This is a genomic window from Arthrobacter sp. zg-Y40 (genome assembly GCF_020731535.1).
Lineage (GTDB): Bacteria > Actinomycetota > Actinomycetes > Actinomycetales > Micrococcaceae > Arthrobacter_B.
The window spans coordinates 67,378-91,513 of record NZ_JAJFZS010000014.1 but is presented as its reverse complement, the minus strand read 5'-3'; the positions used below and the strand labels follow the sequence as shown (position 1 = coordinate 91,513).

Annotated in this window: 17 protein-coding genes and 1 tRNA gene; 7 read left to right on the top strand and 11 right to left on the bottom strand. The window is 66.4% G+C overall.

The annotated features are described in order from the left end of the window. Positions 1-48: 48 nt before the first annotated feature. Positions 49-555 carry a hypothetical protein gene (locus LJ754_RS14325; protein WP_227927087.1) on the top strand — a complete coding sequence of 169 codons (507 nt, stop codon included), beginning with the start codon at positions 49-51 and terminating at the stop codon, positions 553-555. A 13-nt stretch (positions 556-568) separates the two neighbouring features. Here the strand turns inward: LJ754_RS14325 and LJ754_RS14320 are convergent, their stop codons facing one another. The 4 genes from LJ754_RS14320 to LJ754_RS14305 all read right to left on the bottom strand — a co-directional run bounded on the left by LJ754_RS14320 (position 569) and on the right by LJ754_RS14305 (position 4,620). Beyond that, positions 569-1,600, bottom strand: coding sequence for an aldo/keto reductase (locus LJ754_RS14320; RefSeq protein ID WP_227913225.1), 1,032 nt, complete (start codon positions 1,598-1,600; stop codon positions 569-571). Positions 1,601-1,637: 37 nt separating this feature from the next. After that, positions 1,638-2,186, bottom strand: coding sequence for a GNAT family N-acetyltransferase (locus tag LJ754_RS14315; RefSeq protein WP_227927086.1), 549 nt, complete (start codon positions 2,184-2,186; stop codon positions 1,638-1,640). 112 nt (positions 2,187-2,298) lie between these two features. Continuing rightward, positions 2,299-2,389 (bottom strand) — tRNA-Ser (locus LJ754_RS14310). Positions 2,390-2,496: 107 nt separating this feature from the next. Beyond that, positions 2,497-4,620: a prolyl oligopeptidase family serine peptidase gene (locus LJ754_RS14305; RefSeq protein WP_227927085.1), complete on the bottom strand. Its 2,124-nt coding sequence runs from the start codon at positions 4,618-4,620 to the stop codon at positions 2,497-2,499. Positions 4,621-4,711: 91 nt separating this feature from the next. Here LJ754_RS14305 and LJ754_RS14300 point away from each other — a divergent pair, with 91 nt between their 5' ends. Then, positions 4,712-6,745 carry an FAD/NAD(P)-binding protein gene (locus tag LJ754_RS14300; RefSeq protein ID WP_227927084.1) on the top strand — a complete coding sequence of 678 codons (2,034 nt, stop codon included), beginning with the start codon at positions 4,712-4,714 and terminating at the stop codon, positions 6,743-6,745. 89 nt (positions 6,746-6,834) lie between these two features. Here LJ754_RS14300 and LJ754_RS14295 read toward each other — a convergent pair whose 3' ends face one another. Further along, on the bottom strand, positions 6,835-7,593 hold the full coding sequence (locus tag LJ754_RS14295; protein ID WP_227927083.1) for a hypothetical protein: 759 nt from the start codon (positions 7,591-7,593) through the stop codon (positions 6,835-6,837). Positions 7,594-7,795: 202 nt separating this feature from the next. Beyond that, on the bottom strand, positions 7,796-9,289 hold the full coding sequence (locus tag LJ754_RS14290) for an aldehyde dehydrogenase family protein (RefSeq protein WP_227927082.1): 1,494 nt from the start codon (positions 9,287-9,289) through the stop codon (positions 7,796-7,798). A 213-nt stretch (positions 9,290-9,502) separates the two neighbouring features. Between LJ754_RS14290 and LJ754_RS14285 the strand changes: the two genes are divergently transcribed. Both LJ754_RS14285 and LJ754_RS14280 read left to right on the top strand, forming a co-directional pair. Continuing rightward, positions 9,503-10,192, top strand: coding sequence for a hypothetical protein (locus LJ754_RS14285; protein WP_227913234.1), 690 nt, complete (start codon positions 9,503-9,505; stop codon positions 10,190-10,192). 78 nt (positions 10,193-10,270) lie between these two features. Further along, positions 10,271-11,161 carry a DUF2382 domain-containing protein gene (locus LJ754_RS14280; protein ID WP_227927081.1) on the top strand — a complete coding sequence of 297 codons (891 nt, stop codon included), beginning with the start codon at positions 10,271-10,273 and terminating at the stop codon, positions 11,159-11,161. Positions 11,162-11,258: 97 nt separating this feature from the next. On the opposite strand, the gene LJ754_RS14275 is transcribed toward LJ754_RS14280, so the two are convergent. The 5 genes from LJ754_RS14275 to LJ754_RS14255 all read right to left on the bottom strand — a co-directional run bounded on the left by LJ754_RS14275 (position 11,259) and on the right by LJ754_RS14255 (position 20,682). Continuing rightward, positions 11,259-12,143 carry an alpha/beta fold hydrolase gene (locus tag LJ754_RS14275; protein ID WP_227927080.1) on the bottom strand — a complete coding sequence of 295 codons (885 nt, stop codon included), beginning with the start codon at positions 12,141-12,143 and terminating at the stop codon, positions 11,259-11,261. A gap of 123 nt (positions 12,144-12,266) precedes the next feature. Further along, entirely contained in the window at positions 12,267-16,763 is a 4,497-nt protein-coding gene (locus tag LJ754_RS14270; RefSeq protein ID WP_227927079.1) for an ExeM/NucH family extracellular endonuclease, read from the bottom strand. Positions 16,764-17,114: 351 nt separating this feature from the next. Next, complete coding sequence (locus LJ754_RS14265; RefSeq protein ID WP_227913241.1) at positions 17,115-17,561, bottom strand: septum formation family protein; 447 nt, start codon at positions 17,559-17,561, stop codon at positions 17,115-17,117. A 120-nt stretch (positions 17,562-17,681) separates the two neighbouring features. After that, complete coding sequence (locus LJ754_RS14260) at positions 17,682-19,580, bottom strand: glycoside hydrolase family 2 protein (protein ID WP_227927078.1); 1,899 nt, start codon at positions 19,578-19,580, stop codon at positions 17,682-17,684. A 118-nt stretch (positions 19,581-19,698) separates the two neighbouring features. After that, entirely contained in the window at positions 19,699-20,682 is a 984-nt protein-coding gene (locus LJ754_RS14255; RefSeq protein ID WP_227927241.1) for a LacI family DNA-binding transcriptional regulator, read from the bottom strand. A gap of 178 nt (positions 20,683-20,860) precedes the next feature. Here LJ754_RS14255 and LJ754_RS14250 point away from each other — a divergent pair, with 178 nt between their 5' ends. From LJ754_RS14250 to LJ754_RS14240, 3 genes are read left to right on the top strand one after another with little or no spacing between them, the layout of a single operon-like run. Next, positions 20,861-22,183 carry an extracellular solute-binding protein gene (locus LJ754_RS14250; RefSeq protein WP_227927077.1) on the top strand — a complete coding sequence of 441 codons (1,323 nt, stop codon included), beginning with the start codon at positions 20,861-20,863 and terminating at the stop codon, positions 22,181-22,183. Between the two features lie 10 nt (positions 22,184-22,193). After that, the gene (locus LJ754_RS14245; RefSeq protein ID WP_227927076.1) at positions 22,194-23,138 is read left to right on the top strand and encodes a carbohydrate ABC transporter permease; all 945 of its coding nucleotides are present in this window, start codon (positions 22,194-22,196) and stop codon (positions 23,136-23,138) included. Between the two features lies 1 nt (position 23,139). After that, the gene (locus LJ754_RS14240) at positions 23,140-24,096 is read left to right on the top strand and encodes a carbohydrate ABC transporter permease (RefSeq protein WP_227927075.1); all 957 of its coding nucleotides are present in this window, start codon (positions 23,140-23,142) and stop codon (positions 24,094-24,096) included. Positions 24,097-24,136: the final 40 nt, after the last annotated feature.

The following is a 24,136-nucleotide window of genomic DNA, read 5'->3' as shown; positions in this document are numbered from 1 at the left end:
TATACCGGCCGTTTTAAGGCGCGGAGAAAGCGAAGCTAGGATCGAGGTATGGAGCTCGTGGTGATTCTTCTCTTTGTCCTCTCAATAGCAGTTGTCAGCGCGCTGGTGGGCAGGATCCAGAAGCGCCGGGCAGCTGAAGCTCCGGACGGCGACGGGGACAGTACCGGCAAGACCCGGCCTGCAGCGCAGCGTCCCGCCCGGCCCCGTTCCACGGCGGAAACCGGCACCTCCCCCCAGGCGGCCAAGGAAGCGGCGTCGCTGCTGAACGCGGCCCAGCACCAGCAGGTGTACGCCGCGCTGGCGCAGGGCCAGCCCGTGAAGGCACTGAAGCTTTACGCACAGTTCACCGGTGCCGGCATCCGCGCCTCGGGGGCCGCCATCCAGAACATGGCCGCCCACCCGCAGCCGTACGTGCGGCCGATCCCGGAGACCGACGGGAAGCCTGCACCGAGCGCCGAAAACCCGACGCCGGCGGCGAAGCCGGATGAGCTGCAGGAAGAAGAAATCAGCAAGTGGGCGCAGCAGCTGCGCCCCGAGGACTTCCTCAAACCCTGAGGTTCAGCGGTTTTTAGCGGCCGCCCTCGAGTAGCCGGGCGCGCTGGTTCAACCCGTCCGGGCCGTACGGATAGTTGCCCACCTGCGGCATGCTCAGCTCGGTCAGCCGCTGGGTTTCCTCCTGCGTGAGCGTCAGGAAAGCCGCGCCCAGATTGTCGGCCAGCTGGTCCGTGGTGCGGGCGCCCAGAATCACGGACGTCACCCCTGGGCGGTCCGCCAGCCAGGCCAGCGCCACCTGTGCCGGCGTCGCCTGGTGCACCTGGGCGACGGCGCGCAGCTCGTCGATAATCCGCCAGGTCCGCTCGTTGTGGCTGCGCAGGTCCCAGCCCTGGAACTGCCGGGTAGGGTTGTCGCCCACCCGGGTGTTGCCGGCGGGCACCGTTTCGCGGTCATACTTGCCGGTCAGCCAGCCGCCTGCCAGAGGTGACCAGGGCAGGAGGCCCAGGCCGGCGTCGAGCGCTGCCGGAACAATTTCGGACTCGATTTCCCGCTCCAGCAGGTTGTACTGCGGCTGCAGCGTAACCGGCAGCGCCCAGCCGTGCTCCCGGGCCGTGTAAACCGCCTTGGTGAGCTGCCAGCCGGTGAAGTTGGACAACCCGTAGTAACTGATTTTCCCGGCCGTTACCGCGTCCTGGAGGAAACCCAGGGTTTCCTCCAGCGGCGTGTAGGGGTCCCACGCGTGCAGTTGGTAGAGGTCCACATGGTCCACCCCCAGCCGGGTCAGGGAATCCTCCAGCGCGCGGCGCAGGTGCCGGCGGGACGTGCCGAGGTCATTGGCGCCGGCCCCCATCGGGAACCGGCCCTTGGTGGCGAGTACGACGTCGGCGGCGGCGCGGGGATTGGCATGCAGCCAGCGGCCGATGATTTCTTCGGAGGCGCCGGAGGTGTACACATCAGCGGTGTCCACGAAGTTGCCGCCGGCGTTGACGTAGTCGTTGAGGATGGCGTGTGAAGCCCGTTCGTCAGACTCGTTGCCGAAGGTCATGGTGCCCAGCGCATAGTTGCTGACTGCGGTGCCGCTGCGGCCCAGAAGACGCATTTCCATGGAAACTTCCTTCACGGTAGGGGAGATGGCTGCCAGCCTATCCGCGGGGCCGGTCCGAGAGCAGTGCGGCGAACAACAACGAATCACGCCGTGTCCCGTTGACTTTCTTATGCGCCCGCAGCCTGCCCTCGAAGACAAAGCCGTTCTTCTCCAGCACACGCACCGAACCTGTGTTTTCCGGATGGCAGGTGGCTTCCACCCGCTCCAACCCCATGGGTCCGAATGCGTGGGCCAGCAGCAGGCCGGCGGTTTCGGTGCCGATGCCCCGGCCCCACATGTCCTGGTGCAGGGTGTAGCCGAGCTCGCCGGTGCTGTCGGCGGCACTTTTTACCCAAACACCGGCGGTGCCGACCACCCGCTCCGCGACCAGTACGGCGAGGGTAAACAGGGTCCGCCCGGGCCGGCCGGCTTCAGCGGCGGCTGCGGCGATAAAGGCGCGGGTTTCGGCAAGCGTGTTCGGTCCCCAGGTGGACCACTGGGTGACCGTAGGGTCGGACGTGAAGGCGTGCACGGCGTCGAGGTCGCCCGGCTCAATATCCCGCAGGGTGACGCGCGGTCCGGTGAGCTGGATGCTGTTGGTGGTCACAGAGGCGAATCTACCCGACCGCGGCGGTGTCATTTGTCCGGAAGCGGTGGGGGATAAAAACGGAGTTTGGGGGGATAGACGCAAAAAGTCCCCCGGAAAACCGGGGGACTAGTGGCGGAGACGGGGAGATTTGAACTCCCGGTGGGCTTTAGGCCCACACTTCATTAGCAGTGAAGCCCATTCGGCCGCTCTGGCACGTCTCCAACATGCGTCAAACCTGCAGATTTAACCTGCATATCCAGCATGGCCCGCAGCTTCCGCTGCCAGCCTGACAAGACTACCGGCAACTTGCCGGTTAGGGCAAAACGCCTCAGCCAAGGCCGCCGGTGAGCGCTTCCCAGAGGAATTCGTAGGACCTGGCGTGCATCCGGGCGGACTGCCGGTTGTCCGCCGCACCGGCGTGGCCGCCCTCCAGCGACTCGTGGAACCAGACGTTGTCCACGCCCAGCGCCTTCATCCGGGCGGCCATTTTGCGGGCCTGCACCGGCCCCACCCGGTCATCGCTGGTGGCGGTCCAGATCAGGGCGGGAGGGTAGTCAGCATCTTCCTTCAGCAGGTGGTAGGGCGAGAACGTCTTCACAAAGTCCCACTGCTCGGGATCGTCCGGATCGCCGTATTCGGCAATCCAGGAGTATCCGGCGGAAAGCTTGGTGTAGCGGCGCATGTCCAGCAGCGGCACGCCGCAGGAGACGGCCCCGAAGAGGTGCGGATAGGTGGTGAGCATGTTGCCCACCAGCAGGCCGCCATTGCTGCGGCCCGTGCAGCCCAGGTGCTCCCGTGACGTCACGCCGCGGGCCACGAGGTCCTGCGCGACGGCGGCGAAGTCCTCGTACGCCCGGTGCCGGTTTTCCTGCAGGGCGGCACGGTGCCAGGCCGGACCGTATTCCCCGCCCCCGCGGATGTTCGCCAGCACGTACACGCCCCGGCGTTCGGCTCCGCCGGCATCCGTGGTGCGCCGCTCCAGCCACCCGCGGCCCACTACGCCGCTGTAGGCCGGGGTGAGCGAAGCTTCGAACCCGCCGTACCCGTTGAGCAAGGTGGGGTTGCCGCCGTCGAGCACCAGGTCCTCCGGGCCCACCTGGAAGTACGGCACGCGGGTGCCGTCTGCGGACACGGCAAAGTGCTGCTCCACGGTGAGCCCGCTGGTGTCGAAGAACGCCGGCGAGGATTTCACGGCAACCGCCTCAGAGCCGGCCTCCCCTCCGACCGGCAGGGTGCCGCGGGAGACGGTGGACGGGGTCAGGAACCCGGTGCTGACCAGCCAGTAGTCATTGCCGGTTTCCTCGTCTTCATCGTCCACCGCAAAGGCGTCCACGGCGTGCAGCGGCGGGCAGGCATCCAGGATTTCCGCGGTCCACCCGTCAGCCGGGTTCAGCACCAGGATCTCGGAGCTGACGTCGCGCAGCAGGTTCAGCAGCAGCCGGTCCCGGGTCCAGCTCCAGGATTGCAGTGCGGCGGCGGCGTCCGGGGTGAAGATCCGGTGCACCCGCCGGGTTCCGCCGGTGAAGTCCGCCAGCGACGCGGCCAGCAGGGACCCGGCCGGGTGGGTCTCGCCGTCGAGCTCCCAGTCATTGCGCGGGCGCAGCAGCAGCCACTGCCGGTGCACGTCCACAGTGACATCCAGGGGCACGTCCAGCTGCACCCACTCGCCGCCTTCGCGCAGGAAGGTGCGGCTGTTGTAGAAATCGATGATGTCCACGGCAATGTCGCGCTCGAAACCGGGTGTCTGGTCACGCTGCACCACCGCCATCATGTGGTCTTCGGGGACCTCGAAGTACGGTTCGGCGTCCTGCAGCTCCTGCCCCCGGCGCAGGACCCGGCTGGTGCGGGGGTAGGACGAGGTGGTCATGGAACCCGGGCCGAAGTCCGTGCCCACGTACAGACTGTCCTCACCGGCCCAGCTGATGCGGCTTTTGGCTGCGGGAATGTCGAAGCCGCCGGGCACAAAGGCCTTCGCGACGACGTCGAACTCCCGGTACCGGGAGGCGTCACCGCCGTCGGGGGAGAGGACCACCAAGGCACGGCGGTAGGAGGTGCCGTCCGCGGGACGCAGGAACCGGGCGCCGGCCCACACCCATTCGGTGCCCTCGGCGGCGCTGAGCGCGTCCAGGTCCAGCAGCACCTCCCACTCGGTGTCCGCAGCGGTGTAGCTCTCCCACGTGGTGCGGCGCCAGAGGCCCTTGGGGTGCCCGGCGTCACGCCAGAAGTTGTAGTAGTACCCACCCCGCTTGGACACCATGGGAATGCGGTCCGTGGAGTCCAGGACTTCCAGCAGCCGCTCCTGCGTCCGCTCGAAACCGGTGCGGGAGAGGAGGTCCTCGGTGATGCTGTTCTCGGACCGCACCCAGTCCAGCTGCTTGTCTCCGTAGATGTCCTCCAGCCAAAGGAACTCGTCGGTCTCTGCGGAATCCACGTTGCGGTTTGCCGGTGTCATGGGCCCCATCCTAGTTCCCGGCCGGCCCCGGCCAGCCCCGGCTGGCTCAGCCGGGGCATAGAGGGACTCTCCCTGCCGATACCCTAGATGCATGGATCACACGCAGAGTTTCCGGGTAGCTGTTATCGGCGCAGGCCCGCGCGGACTCTCCGTGGTGGACCGCCTGCTCAGCCGCCGCCGTGCCGCTGGGACGCCGGGACCGCTGACTATTGAGCTGATTGATCCGTTTAATCCCGGCCCCGGGCATGTGTGGCGGACCGGGCAGTCCCGGCTGTTCCTGATGAACACGCCGGCGCTGTTCCCCACCGTGGTGCCGGCCGGAGACACTGTTCGGGACCTGCTGCCCTCCCCGGCGGGGCTGTCCTTTAACCAGTGGCGTGAACTGATGTCCGCCGGCACCCGCGCCGCCGCCGGCCTTCCGGCCGGTGACCGTGCCGAGCTGGCGTCCCTGGGCCCGGCGGATTTTCCCAGCAGGGCACTATACGGACGGTACCTGGAGTGGACCTACGGGCAGCTGCAGGAAACGGCCGCTGCGGACGGAGTGGAACTGACCCACCGGCGAACCGAAGCCCTGGGCGTAACCCGGGCGGCGGACGGACGACTGGTGGTGGAAGTGGAGGGCCGGGAGGTTCTGGCCGCTGACGCCGTCGTCCTGGCCGTGGGCCACCTGCCGGCGCTGCTGTCCGCAGAGCAGGCCCGGCTGCAGGACGCCGCCGAGCGGCACGGCCTTACCTACCTGCCGCCTGCGGTTCCCGCCGACGTCGACTTCTCCCGCCTGCCCGCCGGTGAGCCGGTGCTGATCCGCGGACTCGGCCTGAACTTCTTCGACGTGATGGCGGCGGTGACACTGGGCCGCGGCGGCCGGTTCGTGCCCACCGGCCTGCCCGCCAGGCGCGCGCTGAGGTATGAGCCCTCAGGCCGGGAACCGAAGCTGGTAGCCGCCTCCCGACGCGGCACGCCCTACCGCGCCAAGGCCCGGCTGGAGTCCTACATTCCCCACAGCATCCGGCTGCGTTGGTTCACCCGCGAAACCGCGCTCGCGTTCCGTGCGGACGGACTGTTGCCGGGCTTCGACCACGACCTGTGGCCGCTGCTGCACCGCGATGCCGTGTGGGCGTACTACTCCACGCTGGCCCGGGTGGCCGGCACGGAGCTCCGGGGGGAGCCCTCAGCCTTCCTGGGCGACCTGGAAGCAGCGCTGTACCTGCCGGGTCCGGAGTGGGACGCGGCGAAGGAAGCCGTGTTGGACCGCTACGTGCCCGCGGACCGGCGGACCAACCTCGAAGCACTGGCCCAGCCGCTGGGACGGCGTCCGTTCGCGGGCGCCCAGGACCTCGACGACGCCGTCCTCGCATACCTTGAAGAGGACGCCGCCGGTTCCGCCGCCGGTGAGGACGATCCGCTGAAGATGGCCATCGGTGCCCTGAACGCCGGGCGGACCCTGCTCAAGTCGGTAGTGGCCGACGGCGGGCTTGCCGAAGCATCATGGCTTGCGGAACTGCGCGGCTGGTTCGAGCCGCTGGTGGAAGGCCTCGCAAGCGGCCCGCCGCCGGAACGGATTGAGCAGCTGGCCGCCCTGACCCGCGCAGGAGTGGTGCATTTTGTGGGCCCGGATCCGCGGTTCGACGTGGACGAGGCAAGGGGTGTGTTCACCGCATCCTCGCCCTGGGTCGGTACCGAGTACGCCGGACGCACGCTCATGGAGGCCATGATGCCGCCCAACCGGGTAGACCGCAGCGTTTCGCCATTGCTGGCCGGGCTCATCCGGGACGGCCTGGCCCGGCCAAAGGTCATGATGTCCGCGGACGGCACCCCCGTGCTAACCCCCGGCCTGGACGTCACTATGCCGCCCTACCGGACAGTGGGCGTCAGCGGCGAACCGGTGGAGAACCTCTTTGTGCTGGGCCTGCAGTTGTCCTCGGTGCAGTGGGGCACGGCCATCGCGGCCGAAGCGGGGTCATCCGCCGCGGAAGGCTCGCGCACGCTGCAGGATGCAGACGACATTGCTGCCGCAGTGCTGGCAGCCGCATCCGGTGTGCGGCGGGAGGGGGCTGGACGGGACGACGCCGGGCGTGCCGCCGTGCCGGTAGTCAGTCCCCAGCAGGTCCTGGGGAAACCATTCTGAAAGCTTCCCATGCATGGGGAAGCGCCAGCCGATCCAGCGTTAACGACGGCGGCCCGCACCAAATGGTGCGGGCCGCCGTCGTTCTGTTCCTAGCCGTTGTAGGTCAGCGAGAGCATCATTTCCTTGAGCTGCCGGTACATGTCGGTCTGCATCCAGGCCCGCGCTGCGGCGTCGTCGGCGAAGGCGCCCGGCTCGATGAGGGCGTTGAATGTCGCTGCGCCATCGCCCATGTAGACGGTGCCGTACTGTGGGCCTGCGTCGTTCCCCTCTGCATCCGGCAGTCCGGTTTCGAGCTGGACGTGGTAGGTGCGCCCGCCACCGTGGACCGGGCGGGATTCAAACTGGAAGTAGACCGGCCGCCGATGCATGTCCTTGTAGACAGGAATTTCCGTGGCGTCGTAGAGGACATGGCCGGGGCTGGGGGTGGCCGCCCCGTCCGTGCAGATGCCGCTGTAAAACTCAGACACCGGGTTTCCGGTCGAGTCCAAGATCGTGAAAGCTGCCGGCGAGACGTATGGAGCGCAGCTTGGATGCACCCATAGCGGTTCGGTCGGAACGGCCGACCAGCCGGCGGGCAGGGTGAAGCTGTGCAGGCCGTTGGGTGTGGTGACGACGGTGGGTGCTGCCGGAGCGGGCGCCTCCGTGGGCACCGGGGCCGCTGTCGGCGTCGCCGAAGGCGCCGGCGCAGACGGCGAAGCCGATGATGTCGCTGAAGCGGACGGCGTGGCCGTTACGCTCTTCGACGGCGAGGCTTCGGAAGCCTTGTCGGTACCGCAGGCGGTCAGCAAAACAACGGATGCAAGAACCACGGAAAACACCCGGGTACGGCGCACAAATGAAGCGGTCAATCCAATCAATTCCCCCAGTAGTTCGGCACGGAGTGTCCGGGCCGGTGAGAGGGACACTAACAGGACAACGGACACGCCGGGCGTGTCGCGGTGAAGCGTAGCCAAGACGTAATACGACGGCGGCCCGCGCCCAATAAGGTGCGGACCGCCGTCGTCGCTCTACCGGTGGCGAAGGGCTACCGGAGGGCGTGCATTGACCGGATTAGAACGGGTACTCGCGCGGAGCGTGCTGGACGCTGATGGAGTGGTCGGTGGTGAACTCGTCAATGGCCCACTCGCCGTTGAACCGGCCGAGGCCGGAGTTCTTCTCGCCGCCGAAGGCAATGTGCGCCTCGTCCTGGACCGGGAAATCGTTGACGTGGGTCATGCCGGCCTTGATGCGGCGGGCGAAGCTAACACCCGTCTCCAGGTTGGAGGTGAACACGGCGCTGGACAGGCCCAGATCCGTGTCGTTGGCCAGAGCCAGCGCATCCTCGGCGTCCGTGGCGCGCATGATGCCCGCAATGGGACCGAAGATTTCCTCGCGTGCCAGTTCCATGTCCTTGGTGACGTCGGCGAAGACGGTCGGGGACAGCACCTGGCCGCGAACCTGGCCTTCGAGCACCAGGCGGGCGCCTTCGGACTTGGCGGTCTCAATCTTGGTCTTCAGGCCGTCAAGCTGCTTGGCGTTGATGATCGGGCCCACCACGTTCTTCGGGTCGGTCGGATCGCCGGCGTTCAGCGTCTTCACGTGTGCGGTGAACTTCTCCACGAACTCGTCGTAGACGGCGTCTTCAACGATGATCCGGTTCACTGCCATGCAGATCTGTCCCTGGTGCAGGAACTTGCCCATGGCGGCGGCACGGACTGCCTGGTCCACGTCGGCGTCGGCGAGGACAACAAACGGGCTGTTGCCGCCGAGCTCCAGCGCCGTGTACTTCAGGGTGGCGCCGGTGGCGGCCAGAGCGCCGATGTTCTTGCCCACCGGGGTGGAACCGGTGAAGGAGATCATGCGCGGGGTGGGGTGCTCCACAAACGCGTCGCCGATTTCGGAGCCGGCGCCGACGACGGCGCTCAGCACGCCGGCGGGCAGGCCCGCCTCTTCGAAGATCTTGGCAATGATCAGTGCACCGGTGACAGGGGTGTCACTGGCCGGCTTCAGCACCACGGCGTTGCCCAGGGCCAGCGCCGGGGCCACGGAGCGCTGGGAAAGGTGCAGCGGGAAGTTCCAGGGGCTGATCACGCCGACGACGCCGAGGGGGCCGCGGTAGACCCGCAGCTCCTTGTTGGGGGTGTTGGAGTCCATGATCTTGCCCGAGACACGGTGCGGGAAGGTGGACGCCTCACGGGTGATTGCAGCCGCGGAAGCAACTTCAATGTTGGCCTTAATCATGGTGCTGCCGGACTCGGCGTTGAGCCAGGCAACGATTTCATCGCGGCGCTCGTCGAAGATTTCGGCAGCGCGGGCAATCACGGCGCGGCGCTCATTGGGGGTCCGGGCCGCCCAGTCCTTCTGCGCTTCCTCGGCGGCGGCGTACGCGTCGTCGAGGTCCTCGCGGGAGGCCTGCTGCATGGTCAGCAGCTGGGATCCGTCGAAGGGGTTGGTGTCGGTGAGTACCTTTTCAGAGCGTCCGTCCCGCCACTGGCCGCCAATGAACTGCTTGGCGGGAATCCAATCGGTGAGGGCCGGGGAGGTTGCTTCGAGCTGCGTTGTCATGATTTCTCCTTGATTAATCTTGACGTGTGTTGGTGATGGTAACGCCGGTATATGCCCGTTCCATTCCCGAACCCGGGGGCTCCGCCAGGTCAAGACAAAAATTTAGTAAGCAGTCTGTCTTTTCTGGCTGCAGACGCTTACCGTAGCCATACCGGGGGTACTTCTGTAGATATTTCTGTCACTGAGGAAGTTCCAGCGGGAAGGACACAGCTCATGAGCACAGGTGCCAGCGCGGCGGGAGACCGCGCACGGGGATCCGGGACCGGACCGGACCGGCCTCAAGCAGGGCAGCGGCCGCGGGCAGGGGCGAACCCAGCGCCGGACGGACTCCGGACCGGCGCGGACGGCGAAGCGGACACCAGCAGACAGGGTGTGGTTGAGCGGGAAAAGGCCAGTTTCGGCGGTGTGAAGATCGGCTCGGCCTTTTTCGGCTGGCTTACCGCCATCGGCACCACGGTGTTGCTCAGCGCGCTGGCAACAGCATTCGGCGCGGTGCTTGTGGCCAACAACAACGACGCCGCATCCGCTGACTCCACCACGGTGAGCGTGGCCGGGACCATTACCTTGCTGGTGATTCTCTTCATCGCCTACTACTGCGGCGGCTATGTGGCAGGCCGGATGGCCCGGTTCAACGGCATCAAACAGGGAATTGCGGTGTGGGTGTGGGCCGTCGTCATCGCCATCGTCGCGGCGATTATTGCCGCCATTGCCGGCAACGAGTTCAACATCCTCGTCCAGCTCAACGGCTTCCCACAGATCCCGGAGATCGGCGGCAACGCCACGGCATCGGTGATTATCGCCGCGATCATTGCCGCGGCAGTGGCACTGCTCGGGGCCATCCTGGGCGGCCTGGGCGGCATGCGCTTCCACCGCCGCGTGGATAAGGCGGGGCTCGGCGACTAACGCAACAGACTAAGTCTCGAGGGGGCCGGGGAATACACAACAGCACCAGCGCTTTCCGCGCAGAAACCGGAGACAACTGTGATCACCACCGAACAGATCGACATCATCCTGAACAAGGGCACCGTTGAAGGGCCCAACGGAGAAAAGATCGGCTCCGCCAGTGAGGTCTACCTGGATGACGAAACCGGGCAGCCGGCCTGGGTCACCACCAAGACCGGGCTTTTCGGTTCGTCCGAAACCTTTGTCCCGCTGGCTGAAGCCACCCTCGAGGGATCCGTGGTTCACGTGCCCTATTCCAAGAGCATGATCAAAGATGCTCCCCGGGTGGATGAGGACGGACACATCAGCGAGCAGGAACAGGACGAGCTTTACAGCTACTACTCCATCGGTACGTCTTCCGGAGGAACCGGCAGATCGGGAACGGACACTTCGAGGACCGCCGGAACGTCGGGGACCACGTCAGGTACAACGTCAGGGACCACCACGACGTCGGGCACCAGCGGCAACTTTGCGGATTCCAACCACGGTCAGCATGCCCCCAAGGTGGGCCACGATACCTCCGGGCCCACAACCGATGACGCGATGACCCGGTCCGAGGAGCAGCTGCACGTGGGCAAGCAGAGCCGGGAATCCGGCCGGGCCCGCCTGCGCAAGTACGTCACCACCGAAAACGTCACCAAGACGGTCCCGGTGAGCCACGAGGAAGCCAGGATCCAGCGCGAGCCCATCACCGATGCCAACCGTGATGCTGCGATGGACGGACCGGCTATCAGCGAAGAGGAGCACGAGGTGACGCTGCACGCCGAAGAGCCGGTTGTGGATAAGAAGACCGTCCCGGTGGAGCGTGTCCGGCTGGATACCGAAACCGTCACCGATGAGGCAACGGTGAGCGAAGACGTGAGCAAGGAAGAAATAGAGATGGAGGGCGAAGGCGGTTCCTCCGGCAAGGACCGGCGCCGCCGTTCCTGACACCGGCGGGTGCCAACCCGAAAGCGGCAGCCGCGCAGACAGCCGCGCCGGCTGCCGCTTTCGGTGTTTCGGGGCTCCGGTCAGCCCGGGGCTCCGATCAGCCGCCGGTTCCGGGATGGCGGGCGAGCCACCGGTCCAGCAGATCGGCAAATTCGCTGCTGTTCTGCTCGGGCCACCAATGGCCGGCGTCTACCTCCACCGTCTCCACCCCGGGGAAGCGTTCCTGCAGCCCGGAAACCAGCTTCGGCGAGAGGAACGGGTCCTTCAACGGGACCACCACCTGAACCGGGCCGGCATAGCGTCCCTCCGGCGGACGGGCGGCGGTAAACATGTTGGCCCGGTATAACTGCAGTCCGCGGGCGGCGTTGTCACCGATGCGCCGGCCCGCGGATTTTTCATACCGCGGCGTCAGGACGTACTTCCACGCGGCCTCGGGCAGGACCGGCAGTTGGAAAGCCGCCACATAGCTGCTGCGCAGCGCCTGGTTCAGCGCCTCGGGCCATAGCCGGGAACGCAGCCGCACTTTCAGCCAGTGCCGGAAATGGGCCAGATCAGGCCCGGAGATGCTGGTGTAACTGAGGATCCGGTCCGCGGCACGGGGATCGGAGATGGCAGCCCAGCCCTGGATGGACCCCCAGTCATGCCCGACCAGGTGAACCGGCCCGGTTCCGGTTGCGTCCAGGACGGCATACAAATCGTCCACCAATGCCGGCAGGCGGTAGGGGGAGAGCCCGGCAGCGGCGCCGTCGTCCACCCGGGAGGCACCGGCGTTGCGGGTGTCATAGGTGATGACGTGCCGTCCGGCGGCCAGCCGCCGCACTGCGGCGTCAAAAACCAGGTGGTCGTCGGGATATCCGTGCACCAGCAGCACGCTCGGGGACCCGGGCGACGGCGGCGGACCGTACTCGTACACCGCGAGCTCCGCATCGCCGCTGCGCACTGTGCGGTGCCGTTCCGGCGGAAAGTCCTGGCGGTGGTCCATGTGCCTTCTCCTGTTCCAGCCGTTGTCACGGCCTGCACGGAACCCCACCATAACGGCAGAAGCGCCGCCCCGGGTAAGGGGACGGCGCTTCTGGTTTACGGCCGCCGGGTCATGCCCGGGCGGTTACCGCCGCCCGGTCAGGCACAGGATGTACTGCGCCAGCTCGTAGGCGTACCGTGCCCAGCCGCGCACGTCCCACCAGTGCTTGGGCGCCACCGGTGCCTTGCAGACCGGGGCGGGAGCAGCGGCTTTCTCCACGGTGACCGGGAGGGTCACCGTGGTGCCGGACTCAGCTGCCGTGAGGACGAGCCGGCCGGCCCCGGACGCCGACGCCGGAATGGTCACCGTTACGGCAGCGGATCCTGCGGAGACCGGAACGGTGCCCAGAGCGGTGGCCGTGCCGGCCGCGTTGACAAAGCTGACCGCCAGTGAGGTGTTGGCGGGGCTGCCCAGTGAGGTCAGGTTCAGCTGCGACACCGTAAAGCTCACGGCCGAACCGGCCTTGGCCGTAGCCGGTGCGCCCTTGACCGCTACGCCCTGCCGGGCGAAGTCGGGAGAGAGCGGGCTGTTGGCCGAGATATAGCTGATCCAGGCGTCACGGTCCACCAGGCCGGTATCCCGGGTGTTTGTGCCTTCCCGGAAGACCGTGAAGTTGTCACCGCCCTGCGCCAGGAAACTGAAGGTCCCCACCCGGTAGTCGCGGGCCGGATCCATGGCGGCGCCGTTAATGGTGACGCTCTGGATCCGGGAACCGCGCGGCTGGTCCGGATCGAAGGTGTACGTGATGTTGTCGGAGAGTCCCAGGGCCAGGAAAGCCCGCGAGCTGCCCTCGGGCTGCCACTGCTGTTCAAGCATCGTTTTCAGCTGGGCACCGGTGAGAGTGGTGGTCCAGAGGTTGTTGACGAACGGCAGGACGGCATTGGCCTCGGCATAGGTGATTACTCCGTCGGGCCCGTAGTAGAGCTCGGCGCGCAGTCCGCCCGGGTTGGTGACGCCGATTTCGGCGCCGCCTCGTTCGGGTGCGGAGAGCGTGGACAGCAGCGAGTCTGCCACCAGCCCGCCGAGGGTCGACTCGGAACTGCGGTCGTCGCGGGCAGTGCCCACGAAGGCGGTGGTGATGTCCGCGGTGACGGATCCAACGGGCTGGTTGCCCACCTCGGCCGAGTACGCCAGGGCTGCGTCGACAATCCGCTTCACCTCGGCGACAGCCGGATAGGCGGCGACCAGGTCCGCCGGGGCCGTTTTGGTGCGGGCCACGTTGGCTGCCGAGTAGGACATGACCTCATCAGTGCCGGCGTTGTATTCGAGCTTGATCTGGCCGATGAACTCGCCGTAGGAGCCGGTCTGCACCACCGGACGGGTCTTGCCGTCCGCACCGGGGACGGGGGCGTCCCAGGCGTACTGCTTATGGGTGTGGCCGGTGTAAATGGCATCCACCAGCGGCGTGGTTTCGTTGACAATTTCAGCGAATGCGCCGCCTTCCCCGAGTTCCTGCTCCAGGGTGGCGCCGTCGGGGGTGCCGCTGCCGGCGCCCTCGTGGTACTCGGCCACGATCACATCGGCCAGGTCCTGCTCCACCAGCTGCGCGGCCACACGGTTCACGGCCTCAACCGGATCACCGAAGTCCAGGTTGCTGATGCCGCCGGGGCTGACCAAGCTGGCGGTTTCCTGGGTGATGGCGCCGATGACGGCCACCTTCACGCCGTTGACGTCAAGGATCTCGTACTCCTGCAACGCGGGAGTGGTAGTGCCCTTGGTGTAGACGTTGGCGCCCAGATAAGGGAACTGGGCGGCCGGGGCCACGCGCCCGGTCAGGTCCGCGAAGCCGCCGTCGAACTCGTGGTTGCCCACTGCCGAGGCCCGCAGCCCGAGGGCGTTGAGGACGTCAATGGTCGGCTGGTCCTGCTGCACCGAGGAGGCGAACAGGGACGCACCGATGTTGTCTCCCGCGGAGAGGAACAGTGAACTGCCGGCAGGCGCACCAGCCTTCAGTTCCTCCACGGTTCCGGCAAACGGCACCGTGTTGGCGTCGATCCGGCCGTGGAAATCGTTGATGTTCAACAGGTTCAGCGTGGCGGTGCCGGTACCTTCGGGAGTGAGGTCCATGCCCACGAGAATCGGGTCATGATCCGAGGACCGGTAAGGATCCGGTGCGTAGAAGTTGGTGGCGTTGTAGTTGTAGCGGCTGTATTCCAGCGCCACGGATTCCACCGAGTTGATGTTCCAGATGTCGGTGCCGGTGACGGCGTCGCTGGCCGCCGGGGAAGCCAGGACGTGGTCCAGGCTGCCGACCGTGCCGCCGAACGCGTAGGAATGCTTGCCGGTGGCGGCACCAAGATCAACGTAGCCGGCGTCGGCCAGCACCTTGATGGGGTCTTCCGCGTGGTAGGCGTTGAAGTCGCCCAGCAGGAAGACCTTGTCAGTTCCGGCGGCCTCGGATGCAGTTGCGGCAAAGGCCACCAGGGCCTGCGCCTGGCGGACGCGGTCCGCGTTCCAGCCGCCCTGCCCGGTGTCGGCATTCTCGCCCGAGGACGGTGCGGAGCCCTTGGACTTGAAGTGGTTGGAAACAGCCAGGATTTCGGTGCCCTCTTCGCCGCCGGCGGGCCGGAAGGCCTGGGCCAGCGGTTCACGGGCGTTGGAGAAGACGGTTTCGTCATCGAGGATGGTGGATTCGCCCACGGGCTCGGCCGTTGCGGTGCGGAAGATAAACGCGGTGCGGATGACATCTTCGTCGGCCGGCAGATCGGCAGGGGAACGGACGTAGTCCCACGTTCCCGGCGCCTGCGCATTGAGGGCAGCGACGAGGCGGGAAAGTGCCTCGTCGCGGTCCTTGCCGAAGGTGGCGGAGTTCTCCACCTCCATCAGCGAAACCACATCGGCGCCCAGGGCGTTGATGGCGGCAACGATCTTGGCCTGCTGGCGTTCCAGGTTGGCCGCATCGGCGGCACCGCGGACGTCGCAGCCTCCTTGGACGGTAACGGGTGCGCCGGCGCGGTCCTTGTAGAAGGAGCAGCCGGGCACCGTGTCACCGGTGGTGGTGAAGTAGTTCAGCACGTTGAAGGAGGCGAGCTTCAGGTTGCCGCCCACGCTCTGGGGTGCCGGTGTGCGGGTATTCTCGAACGACGCCGGCTGGACCGTGGCCGCATTGGCGGGGGTCAGCTCCGTAAGCGGCTGGAACTTCCAGCCGCTGTTGCGGTAGTCCAGGATCACGCCGGTGCTGAAGGTGGCTGCAGCGCCCACCCGGACCGGGTTCTCCGGGGTCAGGTACGGGAGCGGCTTGCCCTGGTTGGCGGCGTTGAGGAAGTTGGTGCTGGCGCCGTCGTCGAGCTTGACGGCACGGGCAGTGTTATCCGCGACGACGGCGGCGTGCTCGGGAGTGCCGACGGCGGCCACTGCGGTGGGCTGGACCAGCGCGGTGTCGCCGGCGGCCAGGCCGATCTCCGCGTACTGGTTCAGGGAGAAATTGTCCGTGACGGTGAAGTTGCCCTGGGGTGCCAGCAGCATGCCTTCGAGGGTTTCGCGCTGTGCTTCGGCGGCGGGCCAGGCCACTGCCGCAGGCTTGACCTCGGGTGCCGCTTCGCTGAGCTTGGTCAGGGCGCCTGCAGCGACGGTGAGCTGGGTCAGCCCGTTGTACTCGCCAACGGTGCCGGTGACCTCCACGTACTCTCCGGCGGCAACCTGTCCGGCCGTGGCCGCCGAGAAGACGAAAATGCCGTCTGAGGCGGTGTGTGCAGCGGGATCAAGGTCTCCGCCGGTCCCGGGAGTCTGGATGTAGTACCCGTTGAAGCCGCCGGTGGGATAAACGCCGGTGACCTTGCCGCGGGTCGTCACGGTTTGGCCGATCAGCGGACTGGCCTCCCCGGTGCCTTGAATCGCGGCGATCGGCACGGTCCCGGCTCCGGGAGTGCCCGGCGTCGTGGGCGTGGGCGTGGGCGTGGGCGTGGGGGTCGGCTCGGTGGGGACGGAACCGGCGGTGGAGGTGGGGGTGACCGAGGCGTTCAGCGTGAAGTCAGCGGCATTGTTGTTTGAATCCGCAAAACCGGTGCGGTTCAGCGACTTCGGGTCTGAGTTGCCTGCCGGTGCCGCGGCGGCGGCCGTTTCGAACGTGTTGGAGGTGCCGTATCCGAGCAGGTCCACCACCCCGGGCGCCCCAGTGACCGAGCCGGTGGGGAGCGGATCCACGCGGGTGCCCTGGTTCGAGAGGATCAGGGTGCCGCCTCCGCCGCCGAAACTGGCGCCGATGGTGGCGTCGGCAGTGGGCAGGGGTGCTCCGGTGGTGCCGTTGCTCGCGCCGGAGACCAGATAGTAGCCGCCCGGTGCGATGGTGCCCGAGAGGGTGCCGATGCCGGTGGGGGCGGTTGTGGTGCCGGCTGCGCGGTACTGCAGGGACCAGCCGTCCAGGCTGACGGGTTCGCTGCCGGGGTTGTAGAGCTCCACGAACTTGGTGTTGAAGGGGGCGTTGGCGCTGCCGCCGGACAGGTACGCCTCGTTAATAATGATGCCGGGAGCGGCGGGGTCGCCGCCCTCCTCGGCGTAGGCCGGGAACGCGGTCAGCGGCGCGGCGAGCAGGCCGGCTGAGAGGGTTGTTCCCAGCACAGCCTTCCGGATTGAAGGTCTCATGCCTCATACTCCTTGGTCGGCCGTGGCGGCCGACGGGTTATGGCCGCGCCCAGGGGCGGCGGCAGGGGGTGCGCAAGTGATGGCGAACAGTGGTGATCAGGTAACGGGTGCGGTTGTACGGAGATGACGCTAAACGGTGCAGGTTACGTACAGATGACCGGAGGGTGACGTGCTGCGCTGCACGTCACCCAAGTTCTGCCAAACCCCCCGGAAAAGCAGAAAAGTGATCGCCAGCACAGTGTACGGGGTGGCACCCCCACTACTTGCCAACCGGTCCCGGACGTAACAAAAGGGCACTGCCGGCCCCAGAGGCCGGCAGTGCCCTTTCAGTTAACGCGAAAGGTGGTTGCCCTAGCGGCTCGAACCCTTGTAGGACTCGGAGACCTCGGGGCCGTTGGCGGCACCGAGGGTGCAGGTGATGTCCCGGTCATCGTTCTTCCAGGAATCCTCGGTGGGAACAATGTAGGAGGCTTCCAGCTCCGACAGGTCGAAAGACGTGCCTACGTAGCCCTGGAACTCTTCGGCGCAAAGTTCCTGCGCCTTCGCCTCCAGCTCGGATACGCCTGGGTAGTCACCCTCAGCCTGTTCCTCGACAGCGAAAACTTCCTGCTTGTGTGCCTCTTCGCACTCGACCACGTCAACGTCGAAGATTTCCCGGGTTTCGGAGTCCGGTTCCGGAGCGGAGAAGCAGTCTCCAACTTCCAGGCTGCCCGGGGCCGTGCCGCCGGAGCAGCCGGCCAACAGTCCGGCAAAAATAATCGGAAGTGCCAGACGGCGAAGCCGCGCTGTGGTGCTCATATGTATCTCCTGTGGAACTAATGGTGTGGCGGCGCACCCCCATGGCGGCCAGGAACCACGGGCCTATCCTACGGGGCCTGCCGGCATGCTGTGTCCACCACCACACCGCCGGCGGGAGGGTCAGTCGGTGCGCTCTTCGTACGCGGCCGGGCGCTGCTGGATGCGGCGCAGGCGTTCGACGTCGAACTTTTCGCCGCGCTTGAAGTCGTACACGCCGTTCTTTTCCTGGAAGACGTCGGTCAGCTGGGTGTAGCAGTAGCCGAACATGTTCGGGTCATCCAGCAGCACGTTGGTGAGGCCTTCGAAGCGGACGTAGAACTCCTCTTCGGAACGGACCCGGTCTCCGTAGCCCCACGAATCGGCCTGGTCGCTGCCCACGGCCGCCCGCTCGGCGCGCTCGGCTTCGGAGGCCTCCTGCTCGTTCCACCAGATGCCGCCGTACTCGGAGATGAAGAACGGCTGGCCGGCGTAGGGCAGCGAATACTCGGTCTTGCCGTGCGGCAGTCCGATCTCGCCCAGCGTGTCCGGGCGGTTAAGGTAGGGCTTCCCAACGGACAAGCCGGCCTGCTCTGCGCGGAAAGCTTCCGGGCTCTGCTCATAGGAGTGCGAATCGTAGACATCGGTCTCCAGCACCCGGTGGGAGTACCCGGAGGCATCAATCACCGGACGGGAGGGGTCCGCCAGCTTGGTGGCCAGGAACATGGCCCGGGTGACGTCGTCGAGCACGGTCACCCGGTCATGCATCACCTGATGGGTCTCGTTCAACGGGCACCAGCCCACAATCGAGGGGTGGTTGACGTCGCGCCGGACCGCTTCCAGCCACTGGGAGACAAACGACGCGTCCGGCTTCTGGTTTTCACCCATCGGGCCCTGTCCGGAGACGCCCCAGTCCCCGAATTCGGCCCAGACCAGGTAGCCGCGGGTGTCGGCGTGGTAGAGGAACCGCTCTTCGAAAACCTTCTGGTGCAGGCGGGCGCCGTTGAAACCGGCCGCAAGGGAGAGCTCGATGTCATCGATCAGGGCCTGGTCGGACGGCGCGGTCATGAGGGATTCGGGCCAGTAGCCCTGGTCCAGGACCAGGCGCTGGAAGACGCGGCGGCCGTTGAGCCGGAACGAATTGCCGTCAATGCTGACCGAGCGCAGCGCCGTGTAGCTGCGGATCCTGTCTACTTCGGTGTCTCCGGAACGCAGGGAAATCTCCACCCCGTAGAGCTGCGGGTCGCCCACGTCCCACAGGCGTACGTCCGCTTCTGCCAGGCTGAGGACCAGGGCCGGAGCAAGGTCGTAGGCGGTGCTGACCGAAGACTCGGCCACTGTGGTGCCGGCGTTGTCGGTCAGACGCACGGTCAGGACGCCGTTGGGCAGGTTCGCGGTAAGGGGTGCGGTGACGGCGAAGCTGCGGGCGGCCAGGTTTGGGGTGATCTGGACCCGTGTTACTGCCACCGGCGGTACGCCTTCGAGCCATACGGTCTGCCAGATGCCGGTGGTCCGGGTGTATTGGCAGTGGGTGTTGGCGAACCAGGTCGCCTGTTTACCGCGGGCCTGGACCTGATGGTGCAGGTCCCGGGCCCGGACAGTGATTTCGACGTCGTCGCCCGGCCCGGCGACCGCTGAGAGGTCGGCTTCGAAAGGGGTGAAACCGCCGCGGTGCCGGACCACTTCGATGCCGTTCGCCCACACGGTGGCGTCATAGTCCACCGCACCGAAATGCAGGACCGGGCGCAGGCCCGTCCAATCCGCGGGAATCTTCACGGTCCGCCGATACCAGACGGCATCCAGGAAATCAGTGTCACCAATGCCCGAAAGCCCGGACTCCGGGGCAAACGGAACCGTGATGGTCCCGGACAGGGCACGTTCCAGCAGGCCGCGGTCCAACCCCGAATCGCTGCGGTCGATTTCGAAATCCCAAGTCCCGTTGAGGTTGAGCCAGTGGTCACGGACAAACTGGGGCCGGGGATGCTCGGGGCGGGGGATGTCCGTTGCGGTCACAGGAGGGTCAAACGCGGGGAGGGTCATCATTGGTCCTTCGGGCGGAGAGGTGAAAATTGTGATCCCAGTCAACCGCAGCCGTCCCAGAATTGCAACGTTAGAATCCATCGGCAAAAATACCCGGCACACCGACGCTGCTCCGCCCTGCCTATACTGCAGGCGCCGAGGACTCCCGTTCGACGATGCGGTGCGGGATCACCACTTCGCCGTCCAGTTCGCCCAGCACGGAGGAGACCGCCGCTTCGGCCAGGGCCTCCAGGTCCGGTGCCACGGAAGTAATGCCCGGGGCGGTATAGGCAACTTCGTCAATGTTGTCCCAGCCCACCAGCGCAAGGTCCTGCGGGACACGGCGTCCCAGCCCGCGTGCCGCCGTCAGGGCGCCGACGGCGAGGAGGTCATTGGCGCAGACCAATGCGTCCACGCCGGGTGCGGCGAGGATCTGCTGCGCCATATCGAAGCCCTCCTTGCGGAACCAGGAGCCCGTGGTGCCCACGAGCGCCGGGTCATAGGGCAGGCCGGCAAAGCGCAGGGCTGCCCGGTAGCCCTCAAACCGCTGGCTGCCGGTGGAAATCCCGCCGGTGCCGTCTGCGCCAAGGAACCCGATCCGGCGTCGTCCGCCCTCCACCAGGTGCCGGACCAGATCCATGCTGGAGGCCACATTGTCGATGGCCACATGCGGTACGTCCGCACTGATAATCCGTTCACCCAGCAGCACCATGGGTGTGGGGTCGGTGCGTTTGGTGATGGCTTCGGCGGTGACGGCGGAAGGAGAGAAGATCAGCCCGTCAAACAACCGTCCGTGCCAGCCGTGCAGGTAGTGCTGCTCCAGATCCACGGTTCCGCCGGAAATCTCGATGGACACGGTGTATCCCCGGCTCTTGGCGGCGGATTCCAAGGTTTCCGCGAGCACCCCGAAGTACGGGTTGCGCAGGTCCGGGACCACCAGGGCGATGGCGCGGGTGGAACCCTGGCGCAGCTGGCGGCCGATCAGATTAGGGGTATATCCCAGTTCCTTCACGGCCTGCAGGACCCGGGCGCGCGTTTCCGGATGCACCACCGGGCGGTTGTTCATCACGTTGGAGACGGTCTTCCATGACACGCCGGCTCGCTCTGCGACCTCCTTGACGCCCACTCGCTTCACGTTCCCGACCCTTTCCACTACCTGTCAGCGGCCGAGGCCGTGTACTTGCAATTACCAAGAATAGGCGGTGACCGATTGCTAACGTTAGAATCCTGCCCATGTGGTTCAGCTCACCAGTCACACTGACCTCAATGATGAGTTCACGTCCAGAGCCCGGAAATGGAGCAGAATGAACACCAAGTACAGAACTCCGAACCGCAGGCAGTTCCTGCGGGGGGCGCTGGCGGCGGCCGTCACGGCAGGCGCCGCCGGCACGCTGGCAGGTTGCGGCGGCACGGCCGCTTCCGGCCGGGCGCCCGTCACGGTCTGGGACCCGTTCCAGGGTGCCGACGGTGCCAATATGCGCGGCATCATCAGCGATGTGGAAGCCCGAACCGGGCTGAGCATCGAACCCACCACGTTCTCCTGGGGGCCGCCGTATTACACCAAGCTGGCGATGAGCTCGGCTTCGCAGCAGCCGCCGGACACCGCCATCATGCACATTTCCCGGATGCCGGGCTATGCGCCAGGTGGCCTGCTGGAGCCATGGGACAAGACGCTGCTGGCCGAAGTTGGCATCCATGAAAAGGATTTCGCCCCCGCGGTGTGGGAGTCCTGCCACTACGACGGCGAGCTGTACTCCCTGCCATTGGACACCCACCCCTTCATCACCTTCTTCAACCAGGACCTGGCCGAAAAGGCCGGCGTGCTCGCCTCCGACGGCACCCTTCCGATCTCTTCGCCCGAAGAGCTGCATGAGGTGGGCAGCAAGCTGGCGGAAGTCACCGGAGGCTACGGCATCAGCTTCGGCTACCTGATGGACACCGCCCAGGCCTGGAGGCTGTTCTGGGGCCTGTACCGGCAGACCGGCGGCGAGTACCAACTCGAACCCGGCTCGCCGGCAGCCATTGATGAGGATCGGGCGGCAGGAGTGATCGGGGCCGTCGCATCCTGGATGGACGGCAAGTGCCTGACCGAAAACATGGACTACGAGAGCGGGCTGGCCGCCTACAACGGCGGGCGCGTGGGCATGATCCTGTCCGGCGTGTGGGAGGTGGCAGGCCTGCAGAAGGCGGTGCCGCAGACCGGTGGCATGCCGATGCCCACCATGTTCGGCACTCCGGCCGCCTACGCGGACTCGCACAGCTATGTCCTGCCGCAGCAGCGCTCCATGACGGACGAACGCCGCCGCGCCATCTACGAATTTGTCGGCTCGGTTATCCGTGAGGGCGGCCCGCAGTGGGGCACGGCGGGCCACATTCCCGCCTACCTGCCCGCACAGCAGACCGCCGAATACCAGGAACTGCGCCCGCAGGCCGACTACGCCGCAGCCGGTGAACGCGTGGTCTTTGACCCGGCGGTCTGGTTCGCCGGTGCCGGCACCGATTTCCAGAACCAGATGTCGCAGGCGCTCTCAAGTGCCTTCCGGGGCCAGACCAAGCCGATGGACGCCGTCGGCGGAATGCTCACCGCCATGGACCGCTTCCTCGCCGCCCCGAACCCGACCGCCTGAGGAGCCAGCCATGACCACCACCAACACTCCTGCCAACTCTCCGGGCCTTCCGGCCGTCGCCGGTACCAGGCTGAATTCCCGCGCTCCGCGCCGGCGTCCGACGTCGCGCACCGGCTACTGGTTCCTGGCCCCCTACCTGTTCTTCTTCGGGCTTTTCCTGATCTGGCCGATCATTTACGGGCTGTGGATGAGCCTTACCAACCGGTCCCTGGTCACCGAGGGCGCCAAGACCGTGGGGCTTTCGAACTACTCCGAGGCCCTCACCGACCCGCAGATGTGGTCCTCGCTGGGGAACACCCTGTTCTTCACCGTGATCTCCTCCGTGCCGCTGGTAGTGGTCTCCTTCGTGATGGCGTACCTCGTCTACACGGGACTGAAGGGCCAGTGGCTGTGGCGGCTGACCTTTTTCGCCCCGTTCCTGCTCCCGGTTTCCGTGGTGACCGCCATCTGGGCGTTCCTCTTCACCAACGACTTCGGCCTGGTCAACGGAATGCTGGACCGGCTCGGTTTCAGCCAGGTGGGCTGGCTGAGCGACGAGCACGTGGCCATGTGGTCCATTGCCCTGGTGACGCTGTGGTGGACCGTCGGATTCAACTTCCTGCTCTACCTCTCGGCCCTGCAGAACATCCCGGACCACCTTTATGAAGCCGCCCAGCTGGACGGCGCCGGGTCCTGGCGGCGGCTGTTCTCCATCACCCTGCCCATGATGAAAAGCACCACGGGCCTGATCATCCTGCTGCAGGCCCTCGCCTCACTGAAGGTCTTCGACCAGATCTTCCTGCTGACCCAGGGCGGACCGAACGGCGCCACCCGCTCGATCCTGCAGTACATCTACGACTCCGGATTCATCGGGTACCGGCTCGGTTACGCCTCCGCTACCTCCTACATTTTCTTCGCGCTCATCGTCCTGGTCTCCCTGGCCCAGATGTGGTTCGCAAAGCGGAAGGACTCCTGACATGGCTACTGCAACTGCTCCTGCACCCGCATCCGAAACCCGGCCGGAGGACGAAGCCGCCCTGAGCCGCCGGGTCCGTGCCCGCGCACAGAAAAAGCGCGAAGCCGAACACCTGCGCAGCCTGACCCTGGGCCCCGGCCGCAAGGGACGGGTGGCGGCGTACGCCGTGGTGGCGGTGCTCGCCGTCGTGTGGGCCGTGCCCCTGCTGTGGGCTGTGCTGTCCTCCTTCAAGGCGGAGGCGGATGTTTCCGCCGCACCGCTGAAGTTCTGGCCGGACAGCGGCTGGACGGCGGAGGCCTACCGCAACGTGCTGGCGGCCGGCGACATCCCGCTCTGGATCTGGAACTCCGTGCTGGTCTCCACCATCGTCACCGTGATCACCGTGGCCATTTCCGCCATGGCCGCGTACGCGTTTTCCCGGCAGAAGTTCCGCGGCCGCAAGTGGCTCTTCGGCCTTACCGTTGCCGCGATCATGGTGCCGCCGCAGATCCTGATTGTGCCGCTGTTCGACCAGATGATCGCGCTGCGTCTCTCTGACACGATCCTGGGCGTTGCCCTGCCCCAGGTGGTGATGCCGCTGATGGTCATTGTCATGAAGAACTTCTTCGACCAGATTCCCGTTGAGCTGGAGGAGGCGGCCCGCCTGGACGGGGCCGGCGACTTCCGGGTGTTCTTCGCCGTAGTGCTGCCGCTGTCCCGGTCCATCATTACCGCCGTATCGATCTTTGTGTTCATCAGTGCCTGGAACAACTTCCTTTGGCCGTTCATCGTGACCAATTCCCCGGAAATCATGACCATCCCCGTGGGACTGGGTACGGTGAAGAATGCCTACGGAGTCCAGTACGCCTCCGAAATGGCCAGCGCAATGATCGGTGCGCTGCCGCTGCTGATTGTTTTTATGCTGTTCCAGCGTCACATCATCAGGGGTTTCGCCACGTCCGGTATGGGAGGCCAGTAAGTGTTCAGCACGTCCGGCGCAGCACGGGAAACCGTGCCGC

Coding starts and splice junctions, on each gene's coding strand:
- LJ754_RS14245 (WP_227927076.1), top strand. CDS start 22,194: ATGACCACCACCAACACTCCTGCCAACTCTCCGGGCCTTCCGGCCGTC.
- LJ754_RS14290 (WP_227927082.1), bottom strand. CDS start 9,289: ATGACAACGCAGCTCGAAGCAACCTCCCCGGCCCTCACCGATTGGATT.
- LJ754_RS14260 (WP_227927078.1), bottom strand. CDS start 19,580: ATGATGACCCTCCCCGCGTTTGACCCTCCTGTGACCGCAACGGACATC.
- LJ754_RS14320 (WP_227913225.1), bottom strand. CDS start 1,600: ATGGAAATGCGTCTTCTGGGCCGCAGCGGCACCGCAGTCAGCAACTAT.
- LJ754_RS14300 (WP_227927084.1), top strand. CDS start 4,712: ATGGATCACACGCAGAGTTTCCGGGTAGCTGTTATCGGCGCAGGCCCG.
- LJ754_RS14250 (WP_227927077.1), top strand. CDS start 20,861: ATGAACACCAAGTACAGAACTCCGAACCGCAGGCAGTTCCTGCGGGGG.
- LJ754_RS14305 (WP_227927085.1), bottom strand. CDS start 4,620: ATGACACCGGCAAACCGCAACGTGGATTCCGCAGAGACCGACGAGTTC.
- LJ754_RS14265 (WP_227913241.1), bottom strand. CDS start 17,561: ATGAGCACCACAGCGCGGCTTCGCCGTCTGGCACTTCCGATTATTTTT.
- LJ754_RS14270 (WP_227927079.1), bottom strand. CDS start 16,763: ATGAGACCTTCAATCCGGAAGGCTGTGCTGGGAACAACCCTCTCAGCC.
- LJ754_RS14285 (WP_227913234.1), top strand. CDS start 9,503: ATGAGCACAGGTGCCAGCGCGGCGGGAGACCGCGCACGGGGATCCGGG.
- LJ754_RS14240 (WP_227927075.1), top strand. CDS start 23,140: ATGGCTACTGCAACTGCTCCTGCACCCGCATCCGAAACCCGGCCGGAG.
- LJ754_RS14325 (WP_227927087.1), top strand. CDS start 49: ATGGAGCTCGTGGTGATTCTTCTCTTTGTCCTCTCAATAGCAGTTGTC.
- LJ754_RS14275 (WP_227927080.1), bottom strand. CDS start 12,143: ATGGACCACCGCCAGGACTTTCCGCCGGAACGGCACCGCACAGTGCGC.